Source organism: Caulobacter sp. FW305-C-30-S16 (genome assembly GCF_058783025.1).
Genome location: NZ_JBYSYH010000003.1, coordinates 64,697 through 81,922 on the forward strand (window position 1 = coordinate 64,697; position 17,226 = coordinate 81,922).

The 17,226-nt window shown below is 67.0% G+C and carries 20 protein-coding genes; 9 read left to right on the forward strand and 11 right to left on the reverse strand.

Annotated features, from left to right (window positions below):
• Nucleotides 1–11 precede the first annotated feature (11 nt).
• The gene (locus AC3WJT_RS12335) at nt 12–1,340 is read right to left on the reverse strand and encodes a serine hydrolase (RefSeq protein ID WP_492343421.1); all 1,329 of its coding nucleotides are present in this window, start codon (nt 1,338–1,340) and stop codon (nt 12–14) included.
• Nucleotides 1,341–1,623: 283 nt separating this feature from the next.
• Here AC3WJT_RS12335 and AC3WJT_RS12340 point away from each other — a divergent pair, with 283 nt between their 5' ends.
• The 4 genes from AC3WJT_RS12340 (at nt 1,624) to AC3WJT_RS12355 (ending at nt 4,579) form a co-directional block, all read left to right on the forward strand.
• Entirely contained in the window at nt 1,624–2,061 is a 438-nt protein-coding gene (locus AC3WJT_RS12340; protein WP_492343422.1) for a phasin family protein, read from the forward strand.
• Nucleotides 2,062–2,196: 135 nt separating this feature from the next.
• The gene (locus AC3WJT_RS12345; RefSeq protein WP_492343423.1) at nt 2,197–2,661 is read left to right on the forward strand and encodes a RidA family protein; all 465 of its coding nucleotides are present in this window, start codon (nt 2,197–2,199) and stop codon (nt 2,659–2,661) included.
• The gene (locus tag AC3WJT_RS12350; RefSeq protein WP_492343424.1) at nt 2,658–3,431 is read left to right on the forward strand and encodes a glycerophosphodiester phosphodiesterase family protein; all 774 of its coding nucleotides are present in this window, start codon (nt 2,658–2,660) and stop codon (nt 3,429–3,431) included. The genes AC3WJT_RS12345 and AC3WJT_RS12350 overlap by 4 nt, the downstream gene beginning before the upstream one ends.
• Nucleotides 3,428–4,579: a GNAT family N-acetyltransferase gene (locus AC3WJT_RS12355; RefSeq protein WP_492343425.1), complete on the forward strand. Its 1,152-nt coding sequence runs from the start codon at nt 3,428–3,430 to the stop codon at nt 4,577–4,579. Before AC3WJT_RS12350 ends, AC3WJT_RS12355 begins: the two co-directional genes overlap by 4 nt.
• Nucleotides 4,580–4,585: 6 nt before the next feature.
• Here AC3WJT_RS12355 and AC3WJT_RS12360 read toward each other — a convergent pair whose 3' ends face one another.
• Entirely contained in the window at nt 4,586–5,422 is an 837-nt protein-coding gene (locus AC3WJT_RS12360) for a hypothetical protein (protein WP_492343426.1), read from the reverse strand.
• Between the two features lie 91 nt (nt 5,423–5,513).
• The gene (locus AC3WJT_RS12365; RefSeq protein ID WP_492343427.1) at nt 5,514–6,098 is read right to left on the reverse strand and encodes a DUF4287 domain-containing protein; all 585 of its coding nucleotides are present in this window, start codon (nt 6,096–6,098) and stop codon (nt 5,514–5,516) included.
• A gap of 57 nt (nt 6,099–6,155) precedes the next feature.
• Between AC3WJT_RS12365 and AC3WJT_RS12370 the strand changes: the two genes are divergently transcribed.
• The 3 genes from AC3WJT_RS12370 to AC3WJT_RS12380 are packed head-to-tail and all read left to right on the forward strand — an operon-like array spanning nt 6,156 to nt 7,641.
• Nucleotides 6,156–6,596: an HIT family protein gene (locus AC3WJT_RS12370; RefSeq protein WP_492343428.1), complete on the forward strand. Its 441-nt coding sequence runs from the start codon at nt 6,156–6,158 to the stop codon at nt 6,594–6,596.
• A 1-nt stretch (nt 6,597) separates the two neighbouring features.
• Complete coding sequence (locus tag AC3WJT_RS12375; protein WP_492343429.1) at nt 6,598–7,056, forward strand: hypothetical protein; 459 nt, start codon at nt 6,598–6,600, stop codon at nt 7,054–7,056.
• A gap of 27 nt (nt 7,057–7,083) precedes the next feature.
• Nucleotides 7,084–7,641 (forward strand): hypothetical protein, encoded by a 558-nt coding sequence (locus AC3WJT_RS12380; protein WP_492343430.1) that lies wholly within the window; start codon nt 7,084–7,086, stop codon nt 7,639–7,641.
• Here AC3WJT_RS12380 and AC3WJT_RS12385 read toward each other — a convergent pair.
• The 6 genes from AC3WJT_RS12385 to AC3WJT_RS12410 all read right to left on the reverse strand — a co-directional run bounded on the left by AC3WJT_RS12385 (nt 7,638) and on the right by AC3WJT_RS12410 (nt 13,734).
• Nucleotides 7,638–8,573 carry an aldo/keto reductase family protein gene (locus tag AC3WJT_RS12385; RefSeq protein WP_492343431.1) on the reverse strand — a complete coding sequence of 312 codons (936 nt, stop codon included), beginning with the start codon at nt 8,571–8,573 and terminating at the stop codon, nt 7,638–7,640. The two genes, AC3WJT_RS12380 and AC3WJT_RS12385, sit on opposite strands and share 4 nt — an antisense overlap.
• 15 nt (nt 8,574–8,588) lie before the next feature.
• A complete protein-coding gene (locus AC3WJT_RS12390; protein WP_492343432.1) occupies nt 8,589–9,026 on the reverse strand; it encodes an EamA family transporter in 438 nt (145 codons plus the stop codon).
• A gap of 42 nt (nt 9,027–9,068) precedes the next feature.
• Nucleotides 9,069–9,476, reverse strand: coding sequence for a hypothetical protein (locus AC3WJT_RS12395; RefSeq protein ID WP_492343433.1), 408 nt, complete (start codon nt 9,474–9,476; stop codon nt 9,069–9,071).
• Nucleotides 9,477–9,565: 89 nt separating this feature from the next.
• Nucleotides 9,566–11,887: an ATP-dependent Clp protease ATP-binding subunit ClpA gene (clpA, locus tag AC3WJT_RS12400; RefSeq protein ID WP_492343434.1), complete on the reverse strand. Its 2,322-nt coding sequence runs from the start codon at nt 11,885–11,887 to the stop codon at nt 9,566–9,568.
• A gap of 11 nt (nt 11,888–11,898) precedes the next feature.
• Nucleotides 11,899–12,228 (reverse strand): ATP-dependent Clp protease adapter ClpS, encoded by a 330-nt coding sequence (gene clpS, locus AC3WJT_RS12405; protein WP_492343435.1) that lies wholly within the window; start codon nt 12,226–12,228, stop codon nt 11,899–11,901.
• 240 nt (nt 12,229–12,468) lie between these two features.
• Entirely contained in the window at nt 12,469–13,734 is a 1,266-nt protein-coding gene (locus tag AC3WJT_RS12410; RefSeq protein ID WP_492343844.1) for a DNA polymerase IV, read from the reverse strand.
• Between the two features lie 99 nt (nt 13,735–13,833).
• Here AC3WJT_RS12410 and AC3WJT_RS12415 point away from each other — a divergent pair, with 99 nt between their 5' ends.
• Entirely contained in the window at nt 13,834–15,003 is a 1,170-nt protein-coding gene (locus AC3WJT_RS12415; protein WP_492343436.1) for an aromatic ring-hydroxylating oxygenase subunit alpha, read from the forward strand.
• A 176-nt stretch (nt 15,004–15,179) separates the two neighbouring features.
• Here the strand turns inward: AC3WJT_RS12415 and AC3WJT_RS12420 are convergent, their stop codons facing one another.
• Together AC3WJT_RS12420 and AC3WJT_RS12425 are read right to left on the reverse strand one after the other, a co-directional pair.
• Nucleotides 15,180–16,085: an ROK family protein gene (locus AC3WJT_RS12420; protein ID WP_492343437.1), complete on the reverse strand. Its 906-nt coding sequence runs from the start codon at nt 16,083–16,085 to the stop codon at nt 15,180–15,182.
• Nucleotides 16,082–16,720 carry a 5' nucleotidase, NT5C type gene (locus AC3WJT_RS12425; protein WP_492343438.1) on the reverse strand — a complete coding sequence of 213 codons (639 nt, stop codon included), beginning with the start codon at nt 16,718–16,720 and terminating at the stop codon, nt 16,082–16,084. Before AC3WJT_RS12425 ends, AC3WJT_RS12420 begins: the two co-directional genes overlap by 4 nt.
• 130 nt (nt 16,721–16,850) lie before the next feature.
• Between AC3WJT_RS12425 and AC3WJT_RS12430 the strand changes: the two genes are divergently transcribed.
• Entirely contained in the window at nt 16,851–17,216 is a 366-nt protein-coding gene (locus tag AC3WJT_RS12430) for a response regulator (protein WP_492343439.1), read from the forward strand.
• The last annotated feature ends 10 nt before the right edge of the window (nt 17,217–17,226 follow it).

The window sequence follows — 17,226 nt, forward strand, 5'->3', positions numbered from 1 at the left end:
GTCCCCGGGTATCAAGGCGCGATCACCATGCAGGCCTGCTTCTTCGCCTTGAGGGCCTTGCAGGCCGCGCGGGCGGCGTCGGCGCTCATGCCTTCGAAGCGCACCCGGAAATAGCCGCCCACAGCGCTGCCGATGGCCGCCTCGCCATCATCGACCGCCGAGGCGAAGCGACGCTGGATCAGGGCCAGCTGCTCGCGGGCCTGGGACTTGGACTTGAAGGCGCCGGCCTGGATGGCCCACTGGCCGCGCGGTTTGCGGGCGGGCGCGGCGACGCGCTTGGCCGGAACGATACGCGGCGCCACGGGGTCGGGGATGGGCGTCATGCTGCGCTGGACCGTGATCGGGCCCGGCGCCGGGCCGTCGGTCAGCACCACACGCAGGCCGTCCTGCCCGCCGTCGCCCTGTTCGGTCGAGGCGCGGACCATCGGCCCGTCCATGACCGGTTCGAACATCGACTGGGCGACGGTGATCGTCTCGCCGAGCGAGCGGCGCTTGAGCACGTCGAACCCGGTCAACAGCAGGTCCTCGACATGATCGTCGCGGGTGACGGTCGAGCGGCCGCCCAGCACCACGGTGATCAGACGCCGGCCGTCGCGGACGGCGGAGGCGGCGAGGTTGAAGCCCGAGGCGTTCGTGTAGCCGGTCTTCAGCCCGTCCACACCCCACATCTGCCCGAGCAGGCGATTGTGGTTGTTCATGGTCACGCCCCGGAAGGTGAAGGAGCGCAGGCTGAAGTAGCTGTAGTACTGCGGATAATCGCGCATCACGGCGCGTGACAGGATGGCGATGTCGCGGGCGGTGGAGATCTGGCGGCTGTCCGGAAGGCCGGAGGCGTTCACGAAGCGGGAGTTGGTCATGCCCAACTCCTGGCCCCGCAGGGTCATCAGGGCGCCGAAGCGTTGCTCCGTACCGGCCAGGTGTTCGGCGAGGGCGACGGCCATGTCGTTGGCCGACTTCACCGCGATCGCGCGCATGGCGTCGTCGACGGAGATCTGCTGACCGGCGGCGAGCCCAAGCTTCGTGGGCGGCTGTGAGGCGGCCTTGGCCGAAACCGTGATCATGTCGGTCGGGCTCAGCCGACCTTCGGAAATCGCTTCGAAGGCCAGGTAGAGGGTCATCACCTTGGTGATCGACGCCGGATAGCGCGGACTGTCGGCGCGCTTCGCGTAGAGCACCTCGCCGGTATTGGCGTCGACGACGATCGCCGCGTACTTCGGCTCGGTGGAGGGCAGGGAGAGGTAGGGTACCTGAGCGGCCGCGACCGATGGCGCACCAAGGCCGGTCGCGACCATGGCGACCATTGCGAGTGCGAAAGACAGGCGGCGGGCGAGCTCGATCATGCGGCGTCCGACGAAAAAAGTCACAGTGTACAGGGCGGCTCCGAAGCAGCGCTGCGGCGTTCAACTAGCATGCATTGTTTCGTCTTTCGCCAAAGTAAACACCTGTTGAGCGAATCCGCCGCAGGCCTCGCCCGGTGATGGTGCGTCGCAACCGACCCATGTTGCACTGCACAAAAATGTTTGACTGCTGCACTGCAACATGAGACATGGAGAGCGTCAGCAGCGACTCGGTCGCCGCCGAACCCCATATCCAGGTCCTCCCCGACCACACAGGAGACTTCCGATGGCCACTGGCGCCGAAACCCTCAAGACCACGGTCGAGCAGTTCACGACCGCCGGCAATCAGGCTTTCAAGGACAACGTCGAAAAGTCCCTCTCGACGCTGAATGAAGTGAACGCCTACTCGAAGAAGAACCTCGAAGCCGTCGTGGCTTCGGTCACCGCCGCCACCAAGGGCGCGGAAGTCCTGGGCGCCCAGGCGATGGCCTTCTCCAAGAAGAACATCGAAGACCAGGTTTCGGCCGCCAAGGCCCTGGCCGGCGCCAAGAGCGTTCAGGAAGCCGTTGAGCTTCAGACCGCCTGGATGAAGACCTCGCTGGAAGGCTACATGGCCGAATTCGCCAAGTGGGGCGAAACCGTCGCCTCGTCCGTCAAGGACTCGGTCAAGCCGCTGAACGAGCGCGTCACCGCGACCGTCGAGAAGCTGCAAGCCGCGAAGTAAGAGCTGGACCCGGGGCGGGCGACCTCCCCCCAGAAAGCCCGCCGGGTTCAAGTTCGCGTGAAGGCCCGGGTCGGAAACGACCCGGGTCTTTTTCGTTGCCTTCCGCCGGGAGGCGGAGCGGTCTAGTTTCGCAGCATGTCCAGTGTCGAACACCGTCTTGCCGCCGCAGGTATCACCCTGCCTGACCCGGTCGCCCCGATCGCCAACTATGTGCCGTTCGTGCGCAGCGGCGATCTTGTCCACATCTCCGGCCAGGTGTCGCTCGACGCGTCGGGCGGGATCACCGGCATCGTCGGCGTCGATGTCGACAAGGACACGGCGGTTCGCGCCGCCCGCCTGTGCGGCGTCAATCTGCTGGCCCAGATGCGCGCCGCCTGCGACGGCGACCTGAACCGGGTCGCCCGTGTGGTGAAGCTGGGCGGCTTCGTCCAGGCGGGTCCGGACTTCTTCGACATTCCCGCCGTGATCAACGGCTGCTCGGACGTGATGGTCGAGGCGTTCGGCGAGGCCGGGCGCCACGCCCGCTCGGCGGTCGGCGTTTATCGCCTGCCGCGGAACTTCTCCGTCGAGGTCGACGCGATCGTGGAGCTGGCCCGATGAAGAGCAAGGCCCGTCCCGAGCCCGGCGCGTTTGGCGAGGCCTGGGAGCGACTGTTCGATCCGCCCGTCGCCCACCGCGGCCTCTGGACGCCGGACGGCGCTCCGGAGAACTCGTTGGCCGCCTTCCAGGCCGCCTGCGCCGCGGGCTACGGCATCGAGCTGGACGTTCAGATCACCGCTGACGGCGAGGCGGTCGTGTTCCACGACTACAGCCTGGCCCGCATGACCGGCGCCGAGGGCAAGCTGTCTGATCGGTCGCTGACCGACCTGCAGGCCCTGCGTCTGTCAGGAACGGACGAGACCATCCCGACGCTGGCCGAGGTGCTCGTCGAGGTCGGCCACCGGGCGATGGTCCACATCGAGCTGAAGACCAAATTCGGCGACGTCGGCCCGCTGGAAAAGCGCGTCAGCGAGGTGCTGCTCGACCACAACGGCCCGACCTGTGTGATCGGGTTCAACCCCTACAGCCACGCCTGGTTCGCCGATCATCATCCGCAGATCCTGCGCGGCCTGGACAGCTATGACTGGAAGGACGGCGCGGCCAGCCAGCTGACGCCCGAGGTCCGCAAGTCGTTCGCCAACCTCGAGCATGTCGAGATCGCCCGGCCGGACTTCCTGGCGCTGGACGCGAAGATGCTGCCGTCGCCGCGCGCGGATGTCTTCCGCGCGAAGGGGATGCCGATCATCGCCTGGACCGTTCGGTCGGCCGAGGAATGGGACCGGCTCAAGGATCACTGCGACAACCTGATCTTCGAGGGCTTCGCCGCGTGAGTCTGAAGCCGGCGGTCGCCATCCACCGGCGCATCAGCGAGATCGGCCGCACGGACTGGGACGCCTGCGCCGGCGACCAGAACCCGTTCGTGGCCTTCGATTTCCTCGACGCTCTGGAAGAGTCGGGCTCGGTCTCCGACCGTACCGGCTGGGGCCCGCACCATCTCACCGTGGCGGACGACGACGGCAGGGTAGGGGCGGTCATGCCGCTCTATCTGAAGACCCACAGCCAAGGTGAGTACGTCTTCGACTGGTCCTGGGCCGACGCCTACGAAAAGGCCGGCGGTCGCTACTATCCCAAGCTTCAGTGCGCCTCGCCGTTTTCGCCGGTCACGGGGCCGCGGATGCTGGTGCGGCCGGATATCGACCCGGACGAGGGGAGGCGGATGCTGCTGGGCGGCGCCCTGACCCTGTGCGAACGGCTCGAGGCGTCCAGCCTGCACGTGACCTTCCCCGACGAGGAGGACTGGGCCTTCCTCGGCGCCGCCGGCCTGCTGCAGCGGCAGGACCAGCAGTACCACTGGTTCAACAAGGGCTACGCCGACTTCGACGCCTTCCTCGCGGACCTGTCGTCCGGCCGGCGCAAGACAGTGAAGCGCGAGCGACGGTTGGCCCAGTCGGCGGTGGACGAGATCGTCGCCCTGACCGGCGCCGACCTGACCGAGGCGCACTGGGACGCCTTCTACGGCTTCTACATGGACACCGGCGGCCGCAAATGGGGGCGGCCCTACCTGAACCGCCAGTTCTTCTCGCTGCTGGGCGAGCGGATGGCCGACAAGGTCATGCTGATCATGGCGAGGCGTGGGGAGCGCTGGGTGGCGGGCGCGCTGAACCTGATCGGCGGAGACTGCCTGATCGGCCGCAACTGGGGGTGCGTCGAGGACATCCCGTTCCTGCATTTCGAGCTTTGCTACTACCAGGCCATCGAGCATGCGATCCGGCTGGGGCTGCCGCGTGTCGAGGCCGGCGCGCAGGGGCAGCACAAGATTGCCCGCGGCTACCTGCCGGCCGCCGTCTATTCCGCCCACTGGATCGCTGACCCGGCCCTGCGCGAGCCGGTGCGCCGTTATCTGGATCAGGAGCGGGCCGCGATCCGGGAGGAGATGGACTGGCTGGCGGAAGAATATTCGCCGTTCAAGCAGGCCTAGAGCGACCTATTCCTCGTCTTCCATGCCGGGACATCGCTTCCAGAGGTCGCGCGGAGGGCCGCCGACAGGCGTGTAGGACCCGCCCGACGAAGTGTAGATCACCTCTCCGCGGTATGTTCCCCTGTACCGGATCCTGAAGGCGCGGCCTGGCTTGCCGGGGATGATCTTGCCTTCGATCGAGCAGTCCGCCGCGCCCCCGTCATTGTCGTAGCTGAGGTCAAAGTGATCGAGGGCGACGGATACGTCGTCGATGGTCGGGCCGAGGCGCACCAGTTGCCCCCAGGCCTCCGTGCTCCCCTGGCCGGACTGGCCGCTGCGAACAAGGACCATGGGCTCCGGGCTCAGGGACCGGATGATCGCAATCCGGGGCGGCGTTCCCCATCCTCCCGTTTGACCCATGCCCACATACGGCGACCCTTCAACGGTCCAGCCCGGGTGCGATCGGAGGTAGGCGATGCTGAAGAACCCGGTGCAGCCGTGGCAATTCTGATCGAGGTTTTGTCCCCCGCTGACCAGAACCAGGGTCGAACCATCCAGCCGGAGCAGGGCAATCGGCGAGAAGAGTACGTTGATTGCCTCACCGTCGACCGTCGCAAGCGCCTTTCCGGTTGGATAGACGATGCTGAAAGCCTCGTCCCGGGTCAGCCTGACGGGATCCGCAGCGGCCTCCGGGGGCGCGGGGGCCGCGGCTGAAGCGAGAATCGGCGCTGCGATGGCTCGCGAATGGCTCGTCAGGGACGGGGACGCCACCGCGACAATCGCAACCCCGGCCAGAGCCGCGACGCCTGGCCTAAGCCGCTTTCGGGACTTTCGCCCGTCGTCTCGCACGATCCTGTCGCTCATTCCTGTCCGTCCGTGTCTGAAGGTCGCCGGTAGTCGGCGTCCCGCTCTTCATGCCCGGGGTTCAACTGCATCGGGTCACTGGCCGCGACCATCAGGACGCATCCCAGGCCTTTTGCAGCAAGCCTTTCAGCGCTGCATCCACGTCTTGCGGCCCCTCCAGCGTCAGCGCCGCCTTGAGCCGCTCCGACCAGCCTTCGTTCTTCGGCGTGACCAGACGCGGATCGGCGTCTGGCGTCACGCAGAGGCCCACCCGCGCCTTGCCGCCCTTCAGAGGACGCACGGCGGCGAACTGGAAGTTTCGCGACCAGGCCGAGAAGCCCTTTCGCTGGCCGGTGACCAGGCCCGGGAAGCCGGCCACCGCAGCCTCGACCGCCTCGAAGATCCCCTTGGACGCCGGATCCTTCCACAGGGCCGCGCGCAGGGCGTCGGCGTCGTCCCAGCCGCCCTCGGACGGGAAGGCCACCGACAGGATGTGGGCGATGCGGTTGACCCCAAGGCCGTAGTGCTCGCGCAACCACTCGACCCGCTTGCCGGGCCGGGTCTCGGGACAGGTTCTGGCAATGGCGACCCATTCGGCGATGCGCTTGCCGGTGTCGCGCTCGAGGCTGGCTTCAACCGACGCGAACCACTTCTTCTGCCGTTCCGACAGGGTCTCGCCGTCGCCGCCCGCGCCCATGTCATTGCGCTCCCCGCTGCCTTTGATAGGACAATACCCCTTCAAGGGAGTGCTTCAATGAGCCTCGACGGCGCGTACGACGACGGCAACATCTTCGCGAAGATCATTCGCGGGGAGGTGCCCTGTGTGAAGGTCTGGGAGGACGATCAGGTCCTCGCCTTCATGGACGTCTTTCCCCAGGCGCGCGGGCATGTGCTGGTGATCTCGAAGACGTCGAAAGCCCGCAATCTGCTGGAAGCCGAGCCCAAGACCATCGGCCGGCTGATCGGGGCGGTGCAGAAGACTGCCCGCGCGGTCCGCGCCGCGCTGACGCCTGACGGGATCGTGGTGACCCAGTTCAACGGCGCCCCGGCCGGGCAGACCATCTTCCACCTTCACTTCCACATCATTCCGCGCTGGGATGGCGTGCCGCTGGGCCGGCACGGGGAGGGGGGAATGGCGGATCCCGCCGAGCTGAAGGACCTTGCCGACCAGATCGCCGCCAGACTGGAGAGCTGACATGCGCACCCTCGTTTCCGCCATCGCGCTGTTCCTCGCCCTCTCGGCCTCGCCGGCGCTGGCGCTGGACTACCGAATCGCGGCGGAGAACGAGAAGGGCCTTGGGCTCATCGACGCGGACAGTATTACGACGGTCGGCGGAAACCGGCGGGTGAAGCTCACCGCGGTGTTGCCGCCGGCGCCCGGCGACGAGGCGGTCGTCATGGTCGCCTGGGTCGTTCTCGACTGTTCCGCATCGCGCTACCGGATCGAGGAGCTCGACATCTTCGACCCGTCCCTCAAGAAAATCGGCCACGAAAAAGGCGGAGAGGGGTGGTCTTCAGCCAATCGCAATTCGCCGTTCACGCCTTCGGCCGATTTCGCCTGTCGCGGCATTGATCTGCAGCGGCCGGCGACGCAGGACCTGAAGACGCTGGTCGACGCCTATCTGGCCGGGCCTTCCCTCGGCACGCCGGTCTAGCCGCGGGTCGGCTCAGGAGTTCGCTCGATGCCCCTTCGATATGCAGGCCTCGGCATTGCCGCCGCATTGCTGACGCCGGCGGTCGCGCTGGCCGTCGACTACCGCGTGATGAACGAGGACGAGCGGGCGATCAGCCTCATCGAGGCGTCGGTGAAGACCGACTCCGACGGCCATCGCGAAACGGTCTTCTTCATCGCCTTTTCCCAGCCCGTGAATGGTCCGGGCACTACCCAGGTCGTCAGCTCGACCATCCTGTTTGACTGCCAGGGACGCTACAAGGTCGGCGGGTCCAGCACCTTTACCGCGACCATGGCGCCGATCGAGCGCAGCGACCCCCGCTATGGCTGGCGCGACCTCGTACCCGGATCGCCGTTCGCCAAGGCGGCCGGCTATGCCTGCAAGGCCGAGCCGCTGCCGAAGGCCGACGCGCCGGAGGTGAAGGGGATCGTTGACGGCTACCTGGCCCGCCGCGCAGCGGCGGCCCCGCCGGAGGCCGTCCCGGTCCCGGAGCCGGCGCCCGTTCCCGAGCCGACGCCGCAGCCGGCGACCGAGCCTGGACCGGTCCCGGCGCCCGATCCGACCTAGCTGGCCAGAACGGCCTCCGCCTGGGCGAACAGCGCCGGGTCGATCGTCAGGTCCACGGCGGCGGCGTTGTCGTCAAGCTGGCCCGGCCGGCTGGCGCCGACGATGGCCGAAGCGACATTCGGCTCGCGCAGCACCCAGGCCAGGGCGAACTGGGCCATGCTGCAGCCGGCTGCGGCGACAATCGGCTTCAGCTTCTGCACCCGCTCCAGCGTGCCCGGCTCCATCCACCGCTGGATGGCGCTGCTCATGCTGTCGCTGGCGGCGCGGGAATCGTCGGGCAGCGGCTGACCCGGCAGGTACTTGCCGGACAGCACCCCCTGGGCCAGCGGCGACCAGACGATCTGCGAGACATCGTGCGCCTTGCAGACCGGGATGACCTTCGCCTCGGGCCGGCGCCAGAGCAGCGAATACTGCGGCTGGCTGGACACGAAACGCTCGACGCCGGGCAGGGCGAAGGCCGCCTCGATCTGGTCGGGCGACCATTCCGAGAAGCCGATGTAGCGGACCTTGCCGGCCTGAACGATCTCGGTCAGCGCCTGCATCGTCTCTTCAAGCGGGGTGTCGGGGTCGTAGCGATGGCACTGATAGAGATCGACATAGTCGGTGCGCAGGCGGGCCAGCGAGGCGTCGATCTGCTTGAACACCTGCGCCCGGGACAGGCCCTTGTCGGTGTCGCTCATCGGCCCCATCAGCTTGGTGGCCAGGACGTAGCTGTCGCGCGGGCGCCCCGCGAGCGCCTCGCCCAGCACCTCTTCCGCCGCGCCGCGACCATAGACGTTGGCCGTGTCGATGAAGGTGATCCCCAGGTCGAAGGCGCGGTTCACGCAGGCGATCGCATTGTCGCGCTCGACGCCTACGCCGTAGGTCAGCCACGACCCCAGCGAGATTTCGGAGACCATCAGATCGCTGGCGCCCAGCTTGCGGTATTTCATGGGATCCTCCCGGGATCAGCGTTTTGCAGCGACGAGCAGGGCACCGGCCGCGACCAGCACCACCCCCAGCCAGTTCCTGGCCGTCAGACGCTCGCCCAGGAACAGGACCGCGAAGACGGCGACGAGCACGATGCTCAGTTTGTCGATCGGCGCGACCCGCGCCGCCGGCCCGAGCTTCAGGGCGCGGTAGTAGCAAATCCACGATGCGCCGGTGGCCACGCCGGACAGGGCAAGGAAGATCCAGCTCTTGCCCGAAACAGAGGCGAGAGGCTGCCAGGCGCCGGTGGCCGCCACGATGCCCGCCGTAATCGCGAGGATGACCGCCGTGCGGATCAGGGTCGCGAAGTCCGAATTGACCGCCTCGACCCCGACCTTGCCGAAGATCGCCGTCAGCGCCGCGAAAGCCGCCGCGAGGAGCGCCCAGACCTGCCAGGGAAGGATCGCGGAGTTCATCCCGCGAGCATCGGCGGGTGAGGGCGGTCAGCGCAAGCGAGATCAGGCGACGAGTTTGCCGACCAGCGTGAATAATCCGAGCAGCGCCGCCATCCCGCCAAGCATGGCCAGGGTATGCTGTCGGAATTTCTCGCTGATGTCCGCGCGAAGGATGTGCAGGTCAGACCTGGTCACCATCTCGTCGCGGATCGCGGCAATGTCGGCTTTCGTCGCCATGTCCGCGATATCAGCCCTTGTGGCCATATCGGCGATATCCGCCTTCGTCGCCATATCGGCGATGTCCGCCTTTGTGGCCATGTTGGCGATATCGCCCTTCGTTGCCATCTCGGCGATGTCGGCCTTCGTCGCCATCTCGGCGATGTCGCTCTTCGTCACCAACTGATCGAAGTCCACAGAAGCCTTCGCGTGCTGGAACACAGTCACCACCGCTTCAGCCACGCCTTCCGGCATCCCCGCTTCGCGGAGTCGCCTGGACGCGCTGAGGGTGTCGAACGTGTGGGGCGACATAAAGCAACCTTAACGTTCAGTGACGGTGTTGTCTACTCCGCGAGGGCGGGTTCCTCGATCTCGGGCGCGCCGGGCTGACGGCCCTTTTCGTCGACGGCGAACTCGAAGGCGATCTTGCCGTCCTTGAGCACGACCTTGACGTGGCCGCCCTTGGCCAGCTTTCCGAACAGGATGTCGTCGGCCAGCGGCTTCTTGATGTGCTCCTGGATCACCCGTCCAAGGGGGCGGGCGCCGTAGAGCTCGTCGAAGCCGTTCTTGGCCAGCCAGTCGGCGGCCTCGTCGCTGGTCTCGATGGTGACGTTGCGGTCCGCCAGCTGGGCCTCCAACTGCAGCACGAACTTCTGCACGACCTGACGGATGATCTCCTGGGTCAGCGGCTTGAACGCCACCACGGCGTCCAGACGGTTGCGGAATTCCGGCGTGAAGATGCGCTTGATCGCCTCTTCTGACTCGCCGTCCGCCTTGCCGCGGCCAAAGCCGATGGTCTGGCGCTGGGCGTCGGCGGCGCCGGCGTTGGTGGTCATGATCAGGACCACGTTGCGGAAGTCGACCTTCTTGCCGTTGGAGTCGGTCAGCTGACCGTGGTCCATGACCTGCAGGAGGATGTTGTAGACGTCGGCGTGCGCCTTCTCGATCTCGTCGAGCAGGACGACGGCGTGCGGGTGCTGGTCGACGGCGTCGGTCAGCTGACCGCCCTGATCGTAGCCGACATAGCCCGGGGGCGCGCCGATCAGGCGGCTGACCGTGTGGCGCTCCATGTACTCACTCATGTCGAACCGCAGCAGTTCGATGCCGAGCGTCGAGGCCAGCTGGCGCGCGGCTTCGGTCTTGCCGACGCCGGTCGGGCCGCTGAACAGGTAGCAGCCGATCGGCTTCTGCGGGTCGCGCAGGCCGGCGCGGGCCATCTTCATGGCGCTGGACAGTTGCACGATGGCTTCGGGCTGGCCGAACACCGTGCGTTGCAGGTCGTTCTCGAGTTCCTTGAGCGCCTCGGTGTCGGTCTTGCTGACCGACTTCGGCGGGATGCGGGCGATCTTGGCGACGACGGCCTCGATCTCCTTCACGCCGATGACCTTCTTGCGCTTGCCCTCGGGCAGCAACATCTGGCCGGCACCCGCCTCGTCGATCACGTCGATCGCCTTGTCCGGCAGCTTGCGGTCGTTGATGTACTTGGCCGACAGGTCCACCGCGACCTTCAGGGCGTCGTTGGTGTACTTCAGCTTGTGAAATTCCTCGTAGTAGACCTTGAGTCCCTTGAGGATTTTCAGAGTGTCCTCGATCGTCGGCTCGTTGACGTCGATCTTCTGGAACCGTCGCACGAGGGCGCGGTCCTTCTCGAAATGCTGGCGGAATTCCTTGTAGGTCGTGGACCCCATGCAGCGCAGCGTGCCCGAAGCCAGGGCCGGCTTGAGCAGGTTCGAGGCGTCCATCGCACCGCCGCTGGTCGCGCCGGCGCCGATCACGGTGTGGATCTCGTCGATGAACAGAATGGCGTTGGGGTGGGTCTCGAGTTCCTTGATGACCTGCTTGATCCGCTCTTCGAAGTCGCCGCGATAGCGGGTGCCTGCCAGCAGCGCGCCCATGTCGAGCGAGAAGATGGTCGCGCCTTCCAGAACCTCAGGCACCTGATGGGTGACGATCTTGCGCGCCAGACCCTCGGCGATGGCGGTCTTGCCGACGCCCGGATCGCCGACCAGCAGCGGGTTGTTCTTCGTACGGCGGCAGAGGATCTGGATGCAGCGCTCCACCTCGGCGTGGCGGCCGATCAGCGGATCGACCTTGCCCTGGCGCGCCTTCTCGTTGAGGTCGACGCAGTAGGCTTCGAGCGCTTCGCCGCCGGTCTTCACCGACGCCTTTTCCTCGTCCACCTCGCTGGTGTTCGCACCCTTGGCCTGCTTCGGCTCGGAGGCGCCGGCCTTCTTGGCGATGCCGTGCGCGATGAAGTTGACCGCGTCGTACCGCGTCATGTCCTGCTCCTGCAGGAAGTAGGCGGCATGGCTTTCGCGTTCGGAGAAGACGGCGACCAGCACATTGGCGCCTGTGACCTCGTCGCGGCCCGAGGACTGCACGTGGATCACGGCGCGCTGGATCACGCGCTGGAAGCCGGCGGTCGGCTTGGCGTCCTCGCCGTCCTCGACGATCAGGCTGCGCAATTCGGTGTCGAGATAGTTGGTCAGGGTCTTCTTCAGCGCCGCGAGATCAACGTCGCAGGCGCCCATCACCCCGGCGGCGTCCTCGTCGTCGGTGAGGGACAGGAGCAGATGCTCCAGGGTCGCATACTCGTGCTTTCGCTGGTTGGCGTAAGCCACGGCGCGGTGGAGGGTCTCTTCGAGGTTGCGCGAAAACGAGGGCAAGCTTTGGCTCCTCAATCCTTTTCCATGGTGCACTGCAGCGGATGCTGATGCCGGCGGGCGGAGTCGATTACCTGGGCCACCTTGGTTTCGGCCACTTCGTAGGTATAGACGCCACAGACGCCGACGCCGTTCTGGTGCACGTGAAGCATGATGCGGGTCGCATCCTCGCGCGATTTGTTGAAAAAGCGCTCAAGCACGTAAACGACGAACTCCATCGGAGTGTAATCGTCGTTGAGAATAAGCACGCGATAGAGCGACGGCTTGGCGGTTTTCGGCTTCGTCTGCGTGACGACGGCCGATCCCGTTCCGTTCGATCCAGCGCCTGATTTCTTCTCCGCCATTCGTCGTCCATCCAGGGAGAGCCGGGGAACGGCTCGCCTCCTCCCGATTAGATATGGAAAGAACCGCGCTTTGGAAGGGCTGGCGAGGCGATGCGCGTCGGTTTGGCGCGGTCGTGATCAGCTTTCCCCTGCGGCGCGAAGGAAAAACGCCGGATCGTCCGGATTCGGCGATGCCCGGCGGCCGCCAGGTGAGGCGGCGTGGCGGCGTGATCGGAGGTGAGTCGGCGTCTCGGGAGCGAGTCAGTCGCGCTCCTGACGGCCCAGAGACCGGCCGGTCACGACGGCGCCCTTGCCGAAGCGGGCGCGCAGCGCGTCGACCGCTGTCTCGCTCTTCAGGCTGCGCTTCTCGGCCTCGGCGAAGAAGTCGCCCTCCGCCGCGGCCGCCTCGATGAAGTCGGACAGGCCGGCGCCGATCAGCCGGTACGACCGGCCCGGCGGCTCCGCCGCCAGCAGTTCGCGCACGACGTTGAACAGTGTCCGGGCCGTCTGGGTCGGGACGGGCAGGGTGCGACGCCGGGTGATGATCCTGAAGTCCGGCGTGCGCAGCTTCAGGCCCGCGACCCGGCCCGCGATCCCTTCGGCCCGCAGTTGACGGGCGACCTTTTCGCACAGCGGCCAGAGGCGATCCTCAAGGTCGGAGATCTGGTCCAGATCGTTGTTGAAGGTCGTCTCGGCGCTGATCGTCTTGCGGGATTGCTCCGGATTGACGGCCCGGCTGTCCTGGCCGTGCGCAAGCTTGTGCAAATGCAGGCCGTGCTGTCCGAACCGGTCGGCGAGGTCACGCAGGTCGGCGGCGGCGATGTCGCCGACGGTCCGATAGCCGGCCTTCTCCAGCGAGGCGGCCAGCACGGGACCCACGCCCGGCAGGATCCGGACCGGACGGGGGGCCAGGAAGGTCTGTGATTCCGCGCCGCCGATGACCGAAAAGCCTCTTGGCTTGTCGATCTCCGACGCGATCTTGGCCATGAACTTGTTGGCCGCCAGGCCGATGGAGACGGTCAGGCCGATCTCGGCCTCGATCTCCGCCTGCAGCCGGGCCAGCATCATCGCCGGCGGAGCGCCGTGCAGCCGCTCGGTGCCGGACAGGTCGATCCAGGCTTCGTCCAGAGATAGCGGCTGCACCAGCGGGGTCAGGTCCCGCGCCTTGGCGAAGATGCGCTTGCTCTCGGCGCGGTACTTGGCGAACTCCGGCGGCAGGATCACCGCCTGCGGGCAGAGCGCGCGCGCCTTGAACATCGGCATGGCCGAGCGCACCCCGCTCATGCGGGCGATGTAGCAGCAGGTGGTGACGACGCCGCGAACCCCGCCGCCGACGATCAGGGGCACGTCGCGCAGTTCCGGCCGGTCCCGTTTTTCCACCGATGCGTAGAAGGCGTCGCAGTCCATGTGCGCCATGGACAGGGTCGCCAGCTCCTCGTGCGCCAGCATCCGCGGCGAGCCGCAGGACGGACAGCGGCGCGGTTCGCCGTTCCCGGTCCAGAAGCAGTCGCGGCAGAGAGCCTTCATGCCGGGCAGCATACACCGGTCGCCGCCGTCCCGCGTCAGGATGTCTTGACCTTCGGGAGCCGGCGGAGTGTCTAGGGCCGGTCGGGGATGAGGGACATCATGGGCGCGATCCGGTCATCGCAAATCAGGCCAGAGGCGGCGGACGACAGCGTCGGTCTTCCGGGGTGGATCTATCACGACCCGGACTTTTTCGAGGCCGAGAAGCGGGCGGTCTTCCGCCAGAGCTGGCAGATCGTCTGCCACCTGTCGGACATTCCGCAGCCCGGCGACTTCCACACACTGGAGTTCCTCGGCGAGAGCATCGTGGTGGTCCGTGGCGACGACCAGAAGGTCCGCGCCTTCCACAACGTCTGCCGTCATCGCGCCTCCCGCGTGGTCGACGGGCCTGCGGGAAACTGCGGGATGCGGATGACCTGCCCCTACCATGCCTGGAGCTACGACCTGAAGGGTCGGCTGGCGGGCGTGCCGCATGTGAAGGCCTTCGAGGGCTTCGACCAGGCGTCGCACAACCTCGTTCCGGTCGATATCGAGATCTGCCTCGGCTTCGTCTTCATCCGCCTCGAGGGCGGCCTGCCGTCGGTGCGCGAGATGCTCGGCGGCTACTACGCCGAGATGGAGCCCTACCGGATGGAGGAGCTCCAGCCGCTCGGCCGCGTCACGCTGCGCGAGCGCGAGGTGAACTGGAAGAACGTCTCGGACAACTACTCCGACAGCCTGCACATCACGGTGGCTCACCCCGGCCTGACCCGCCTGTTCGGCGCGGGCTACGGCCTTGAGGCGTCGGCGTGGTGCGACAAGATGTGGGGCGCGCTGCGCGATACGCCGTCCGACAACTGGTCGGAGCGGCGCTACCAGGCTCTGCTGCCGGTGGTCGAGCACCTGCCGCCGGAGCGGCGACGCCTGTGGACCTACTTCAAGCTCTGGCCCAACTGCGCCTTCGACATCTATCCCGACCAGATCGACTTCATGCAGTTCCTGCCGGTTTCACCGACCCGCACGATGCTGCGCGAGATCGCCTATGTTCTGCCTGACGACCGCCGCGAGATGCGCGCGACCCGCTACCTGAACTGGCGCGTGAACCGCCAGGTCAACATCGAGGACAAGGCCCTGATCGAGCGCGTCCAGGCGGGCATGGCGTCATCGAGCTACAGCATGGGCCCGCTGAGCGTGAACGAGGTGGCGCTGAAGAGCTTCACCAGGCGGATGCGCGACCTGATCCCGCAAAGCCGCGAGCCGGTGGCGCCGCCGCCGGGGTGGGGACGGCTCTGATCCTCTCCGCGTAGCGGGGAGGGGGACCATGCGGAGCATGGTGGAGGGGCGGCGCAGCTCAGGCCGGATAGTCCCGACGACCACTGCTGGCCGCCCGGCGTTCAGGCTATTGCCGCTGAAGCCGGCGCAGCCCCTCAGTCACGCTCCGCGTGACAGCTCCCCGCGGGCGGGGAGCATCAGTCCTCCAGAGGCCAAAGCCAGGCTGCCCCGCGCACGCCGGACGAGTCCCCGTGCACGGCCTTCCGGATCGGCGTCTCGAAGCTGTCCGAGAAGATGTAGTGGGCCACCACCGGCGGGACCCGCTCATAGAGCTCGTCGACGTTCGACATCCCGCCGCCGAACACGATGACGTCCGGGTCGAGCAGGTTGCACATGGAAGCCAGCGCCCGACCGAGCCTGGCGATATAGCGGTCGAGCGCGCCCTCGGCCGCCGCCTCGCCCTCGCGCGCCGCCGCCACGATCGTCGCGCCGTCACGGATCAGGCCGGTGGCCCGCTGGTAGTCCTCGACGAACGCCGAGCCTGACGTCCAGGTCTCCAGGCAGTCCACGCGGCCGCACCAGCAGCGGTGGGCCTGGAACTCCTCCGGCGAAGGCCAGGGCAGGGGGCTGTGGCCCCATTCGCCGCCTACGCCGTTGCGGCCGTTGATCGTGCGACCGTTCACGACCACCCCGCCGCCGCAGCCGGTGCCGAGGATCGCGCCGAAGACGACGCCCGCGCCGGCGCCCGCACCGTCGGTCGCCTCGGACAGGGCGAAGCAGTTGGCGTCGTTTTCCATGCGGACGGGGCGTCCCAGCGCCCGCGTCAGGTCCTCGCGCATCGGCCGGCTGTTCATCCAGACCGAGTTGGCGTTGCGCATGAGCCCGGTCTTCGTCGAGATCGAGCCGGGCATGCCGATGCCGACGCTCGCGCCGCTGACGCCGGCCTGGGCCTCCGCTTCACCGACAAGATCGCGGACCACGCCGACGAAGGCGTCGTAGTCGCCCGGGTTGGGCCGGCGCACCCGCGCCACGAAGGCTCCGGTCGCGTCGAGCGCCGCCGCCTCGATCTTGGTCCCCCCGATGTCGACGCCGATCCGGATCACGCGATCGCCGCTCCGAGCGCCGGGCCGAGCGTCACCCAGTCCTCGTGCAGATCGTGCCGGTCAGGGATGGTCGGGGCCAACGGCCGCAGTCGGTGATCGGCGATGATCTGGAATGTGGCGACAGCCGGGGCGGACTCGAAGGACGATTCCAGGTTCGGCAGCAGGTCGTCGATGAAGGCCGCGGGTCCGGACGTGCGGGCGGCCATGCCGGCGATTGTCGGGCCCTTGAGGCCGGAATGGAGAATCATCGGGTAGTCGAAGCCGTGCCTCGACAGCCAGCCGGTGCGTGATTCGAGCGCATGGGCCGGCGCATTGGTCAAAATTACCACGCCTGCGCGTTGCGACAATGTCGCCAGGGCGTCGGCGGCGCCGTCCACCGGGTCGAGGTCGTCAGCTCCGTGACGGAAGAAGTCGTCGAACAGGCGCTTGCCTGTTTCGAAGTCGATCGGCTCAGCCTCGCCCGGCCTGTACATGTTCTGGAACAAGGCGAAACGGTCGATCCGCATCTCGACCCCATGCCGCGCCGCATAGCGCTCGAACCCCGCCATGAAGTGGGCCAGCACCTCGTCGACATCGACGATGAGCAGCGGCGCGGCGGGCCGGATATCCAGATCTTCAAGGGCGACGGGCTGCAAGGCGATCTCGTGGTTAGTGCGGGGGGTTAGCTCGGGTTTAAGGATATTCCCCGATTACTGGCTGGAACACGACAGCGGCGAGTCTCTTGTTCGTCCGCCAGGTCGAAACGGCTGGGATTACGGGTCCGGAATGACCAAGAAGGTCCTCATCGTCGAGGATAACGAGCTCAATATGAAGCTCTTCCACGACCTGCTCGATTCTCAGGGCTACGAGACGTTGCAGACCCGCGAGGGTTTGCAGGCGCTCGGTCTCGCGCGGGTGCATCGCCCGGACCTCATCCTGATGGACATCCAGCTACCCGAAATCTCGGGTCTGGAGGTCACCAAGTGGCTGAAGGAAGACGATGAGCTGAGCCACATCCCGGTTGTCGCCGTCACCGCCTTCGCCATGAAGGGGGATGAGGAGCGCATCCGTGAGGGCGGCTGCGAGGCCTATATTTCCAAGCCGATCTCGGTGTCGCACTTCCTCGACACCATCCGGCGGTTTCTGGGCTAGGGGGCGGTAC

Excerpts from the sequence above, each read along its gene's own strand:
- AC3WJT_RS12395 (WP_492343433.1), bottom strand. The coding sequence starts at position 9,476 with ATGCCGGAAGGCGTGGCTGAAGCGGTGGTGACTGTGTTCCAGCACGCG.
- AC3WJT_RS12360 (WP_492343426.1), bottom strand. The coding sequence starts at position 5,422 with ATGAGCGACAGGATCGTGCGAGACGACGGGCGAAAGTCCCGAAAGCGG.
- AC3WJT_RS12365 (WP_492343427.1), bottom strand. The coding sequence starts at position 6,098 with ATGGGCGCGGGCGGCGACGGCGAGACCCTGTCGGAACGGCAGAAGAAG.
- AC3WJT_RS12375 (WP_492343429.1), top strand. The coding sequence starts at position 6,598 with ATGCGCACCCTCGTTTCCGCCATCGCGCTGTTCCTCGCCCTCTCGGCC.
- AC3WJT_RS12385 (WP_492343431.1), bottom strand. The coding sequence starts at position 8,573 with ATGAAATACCGCAAGCTGGGCGCCAGCGATCTGATGGTCTCCGAAATC.
- clpS (WP_492343435.1), bottom strand. The coding sequence starts at position 12,228 with ATGGCGGAGAAGAAATCAGGCGCTGGATCGAACGGAACGGGATCGGCC.
- AC3WJT_RS12370 (WP_492343428.1), top strand. The coding sequence starts at position 6,156 with ATGAGCCTCGACGGCGCGTACGACGACGGCAACATCTTCGCGAAGATC.
- AC3WJT_RS12335 (WP_492343421.1), bottom strand. The coding sequence starts at position 1,340 with ATGATCGAGCTCGCCCGCCGCCTGTCTTTCGCACTCGCAATGGTCGCC.
- AC3WJT_RS12410 (WP_492343844.1), bottom strand. The coding sequence starts at position 13,734 with ATGAAGGCTCTCTGCCGCGACTGCTTCTGGACCGGGAACGGCGAACCG.
- AC3WJT_RS12350 (WP_492343424.1), top strand. The coding sequence starts at position 2,658 with ATGAAGAGCAAGGCCCGTCCCGAGCCCGGCGCGTTTGGCGAGGCCTGG.
- AC3WJT_RS12345 (WP_492343423.1), top strand. The coding sequence starts at position 2,197 with ATGTCCAGTGTCGAACACCGTCTTGCCGCCGCAGGTATCACCCTGCCT.
- AC3WJT_RS12415 (WP_492343436.1), top strand. The coding sequence starts at position 13,834 with ATGGGCGCGATCCGGTCATCGCAAATCAGGCCAGAGGCGGCGGACGAC.
- AC3WJT_RS12390 (WP_492343432.1), bottom strand. The coding sequence starts at position 9,026 with ATGAACTCCGCGATCCTTCCCTGGCAGGTCTGGGCGCTCCTCGCGGCG.
- AC3WJT_RS12340 (WP_492343422.1), top strand. The coding sequence starts at position 1,624 with ATGGCCACTGGCGCCGAAACCCTCAAGACCACGGTCGAGCAGTTCACG.
- AC3WJT_RS12430 (WP_492343439.1), top strand. The coding sequence starts at position 16,851 with ATGACCAAGAAGGTCCTCATCGTCGAGGATAACGAGCTCAATATGAAG.
- AC3WJT_RS12380 (WP_492343430.1), top strand. The coding sequence starts at position 7,084 with ATGCCCCTTCGATATGCAGGCCTCGGCATTGCCGCCGCATTGCTGACG.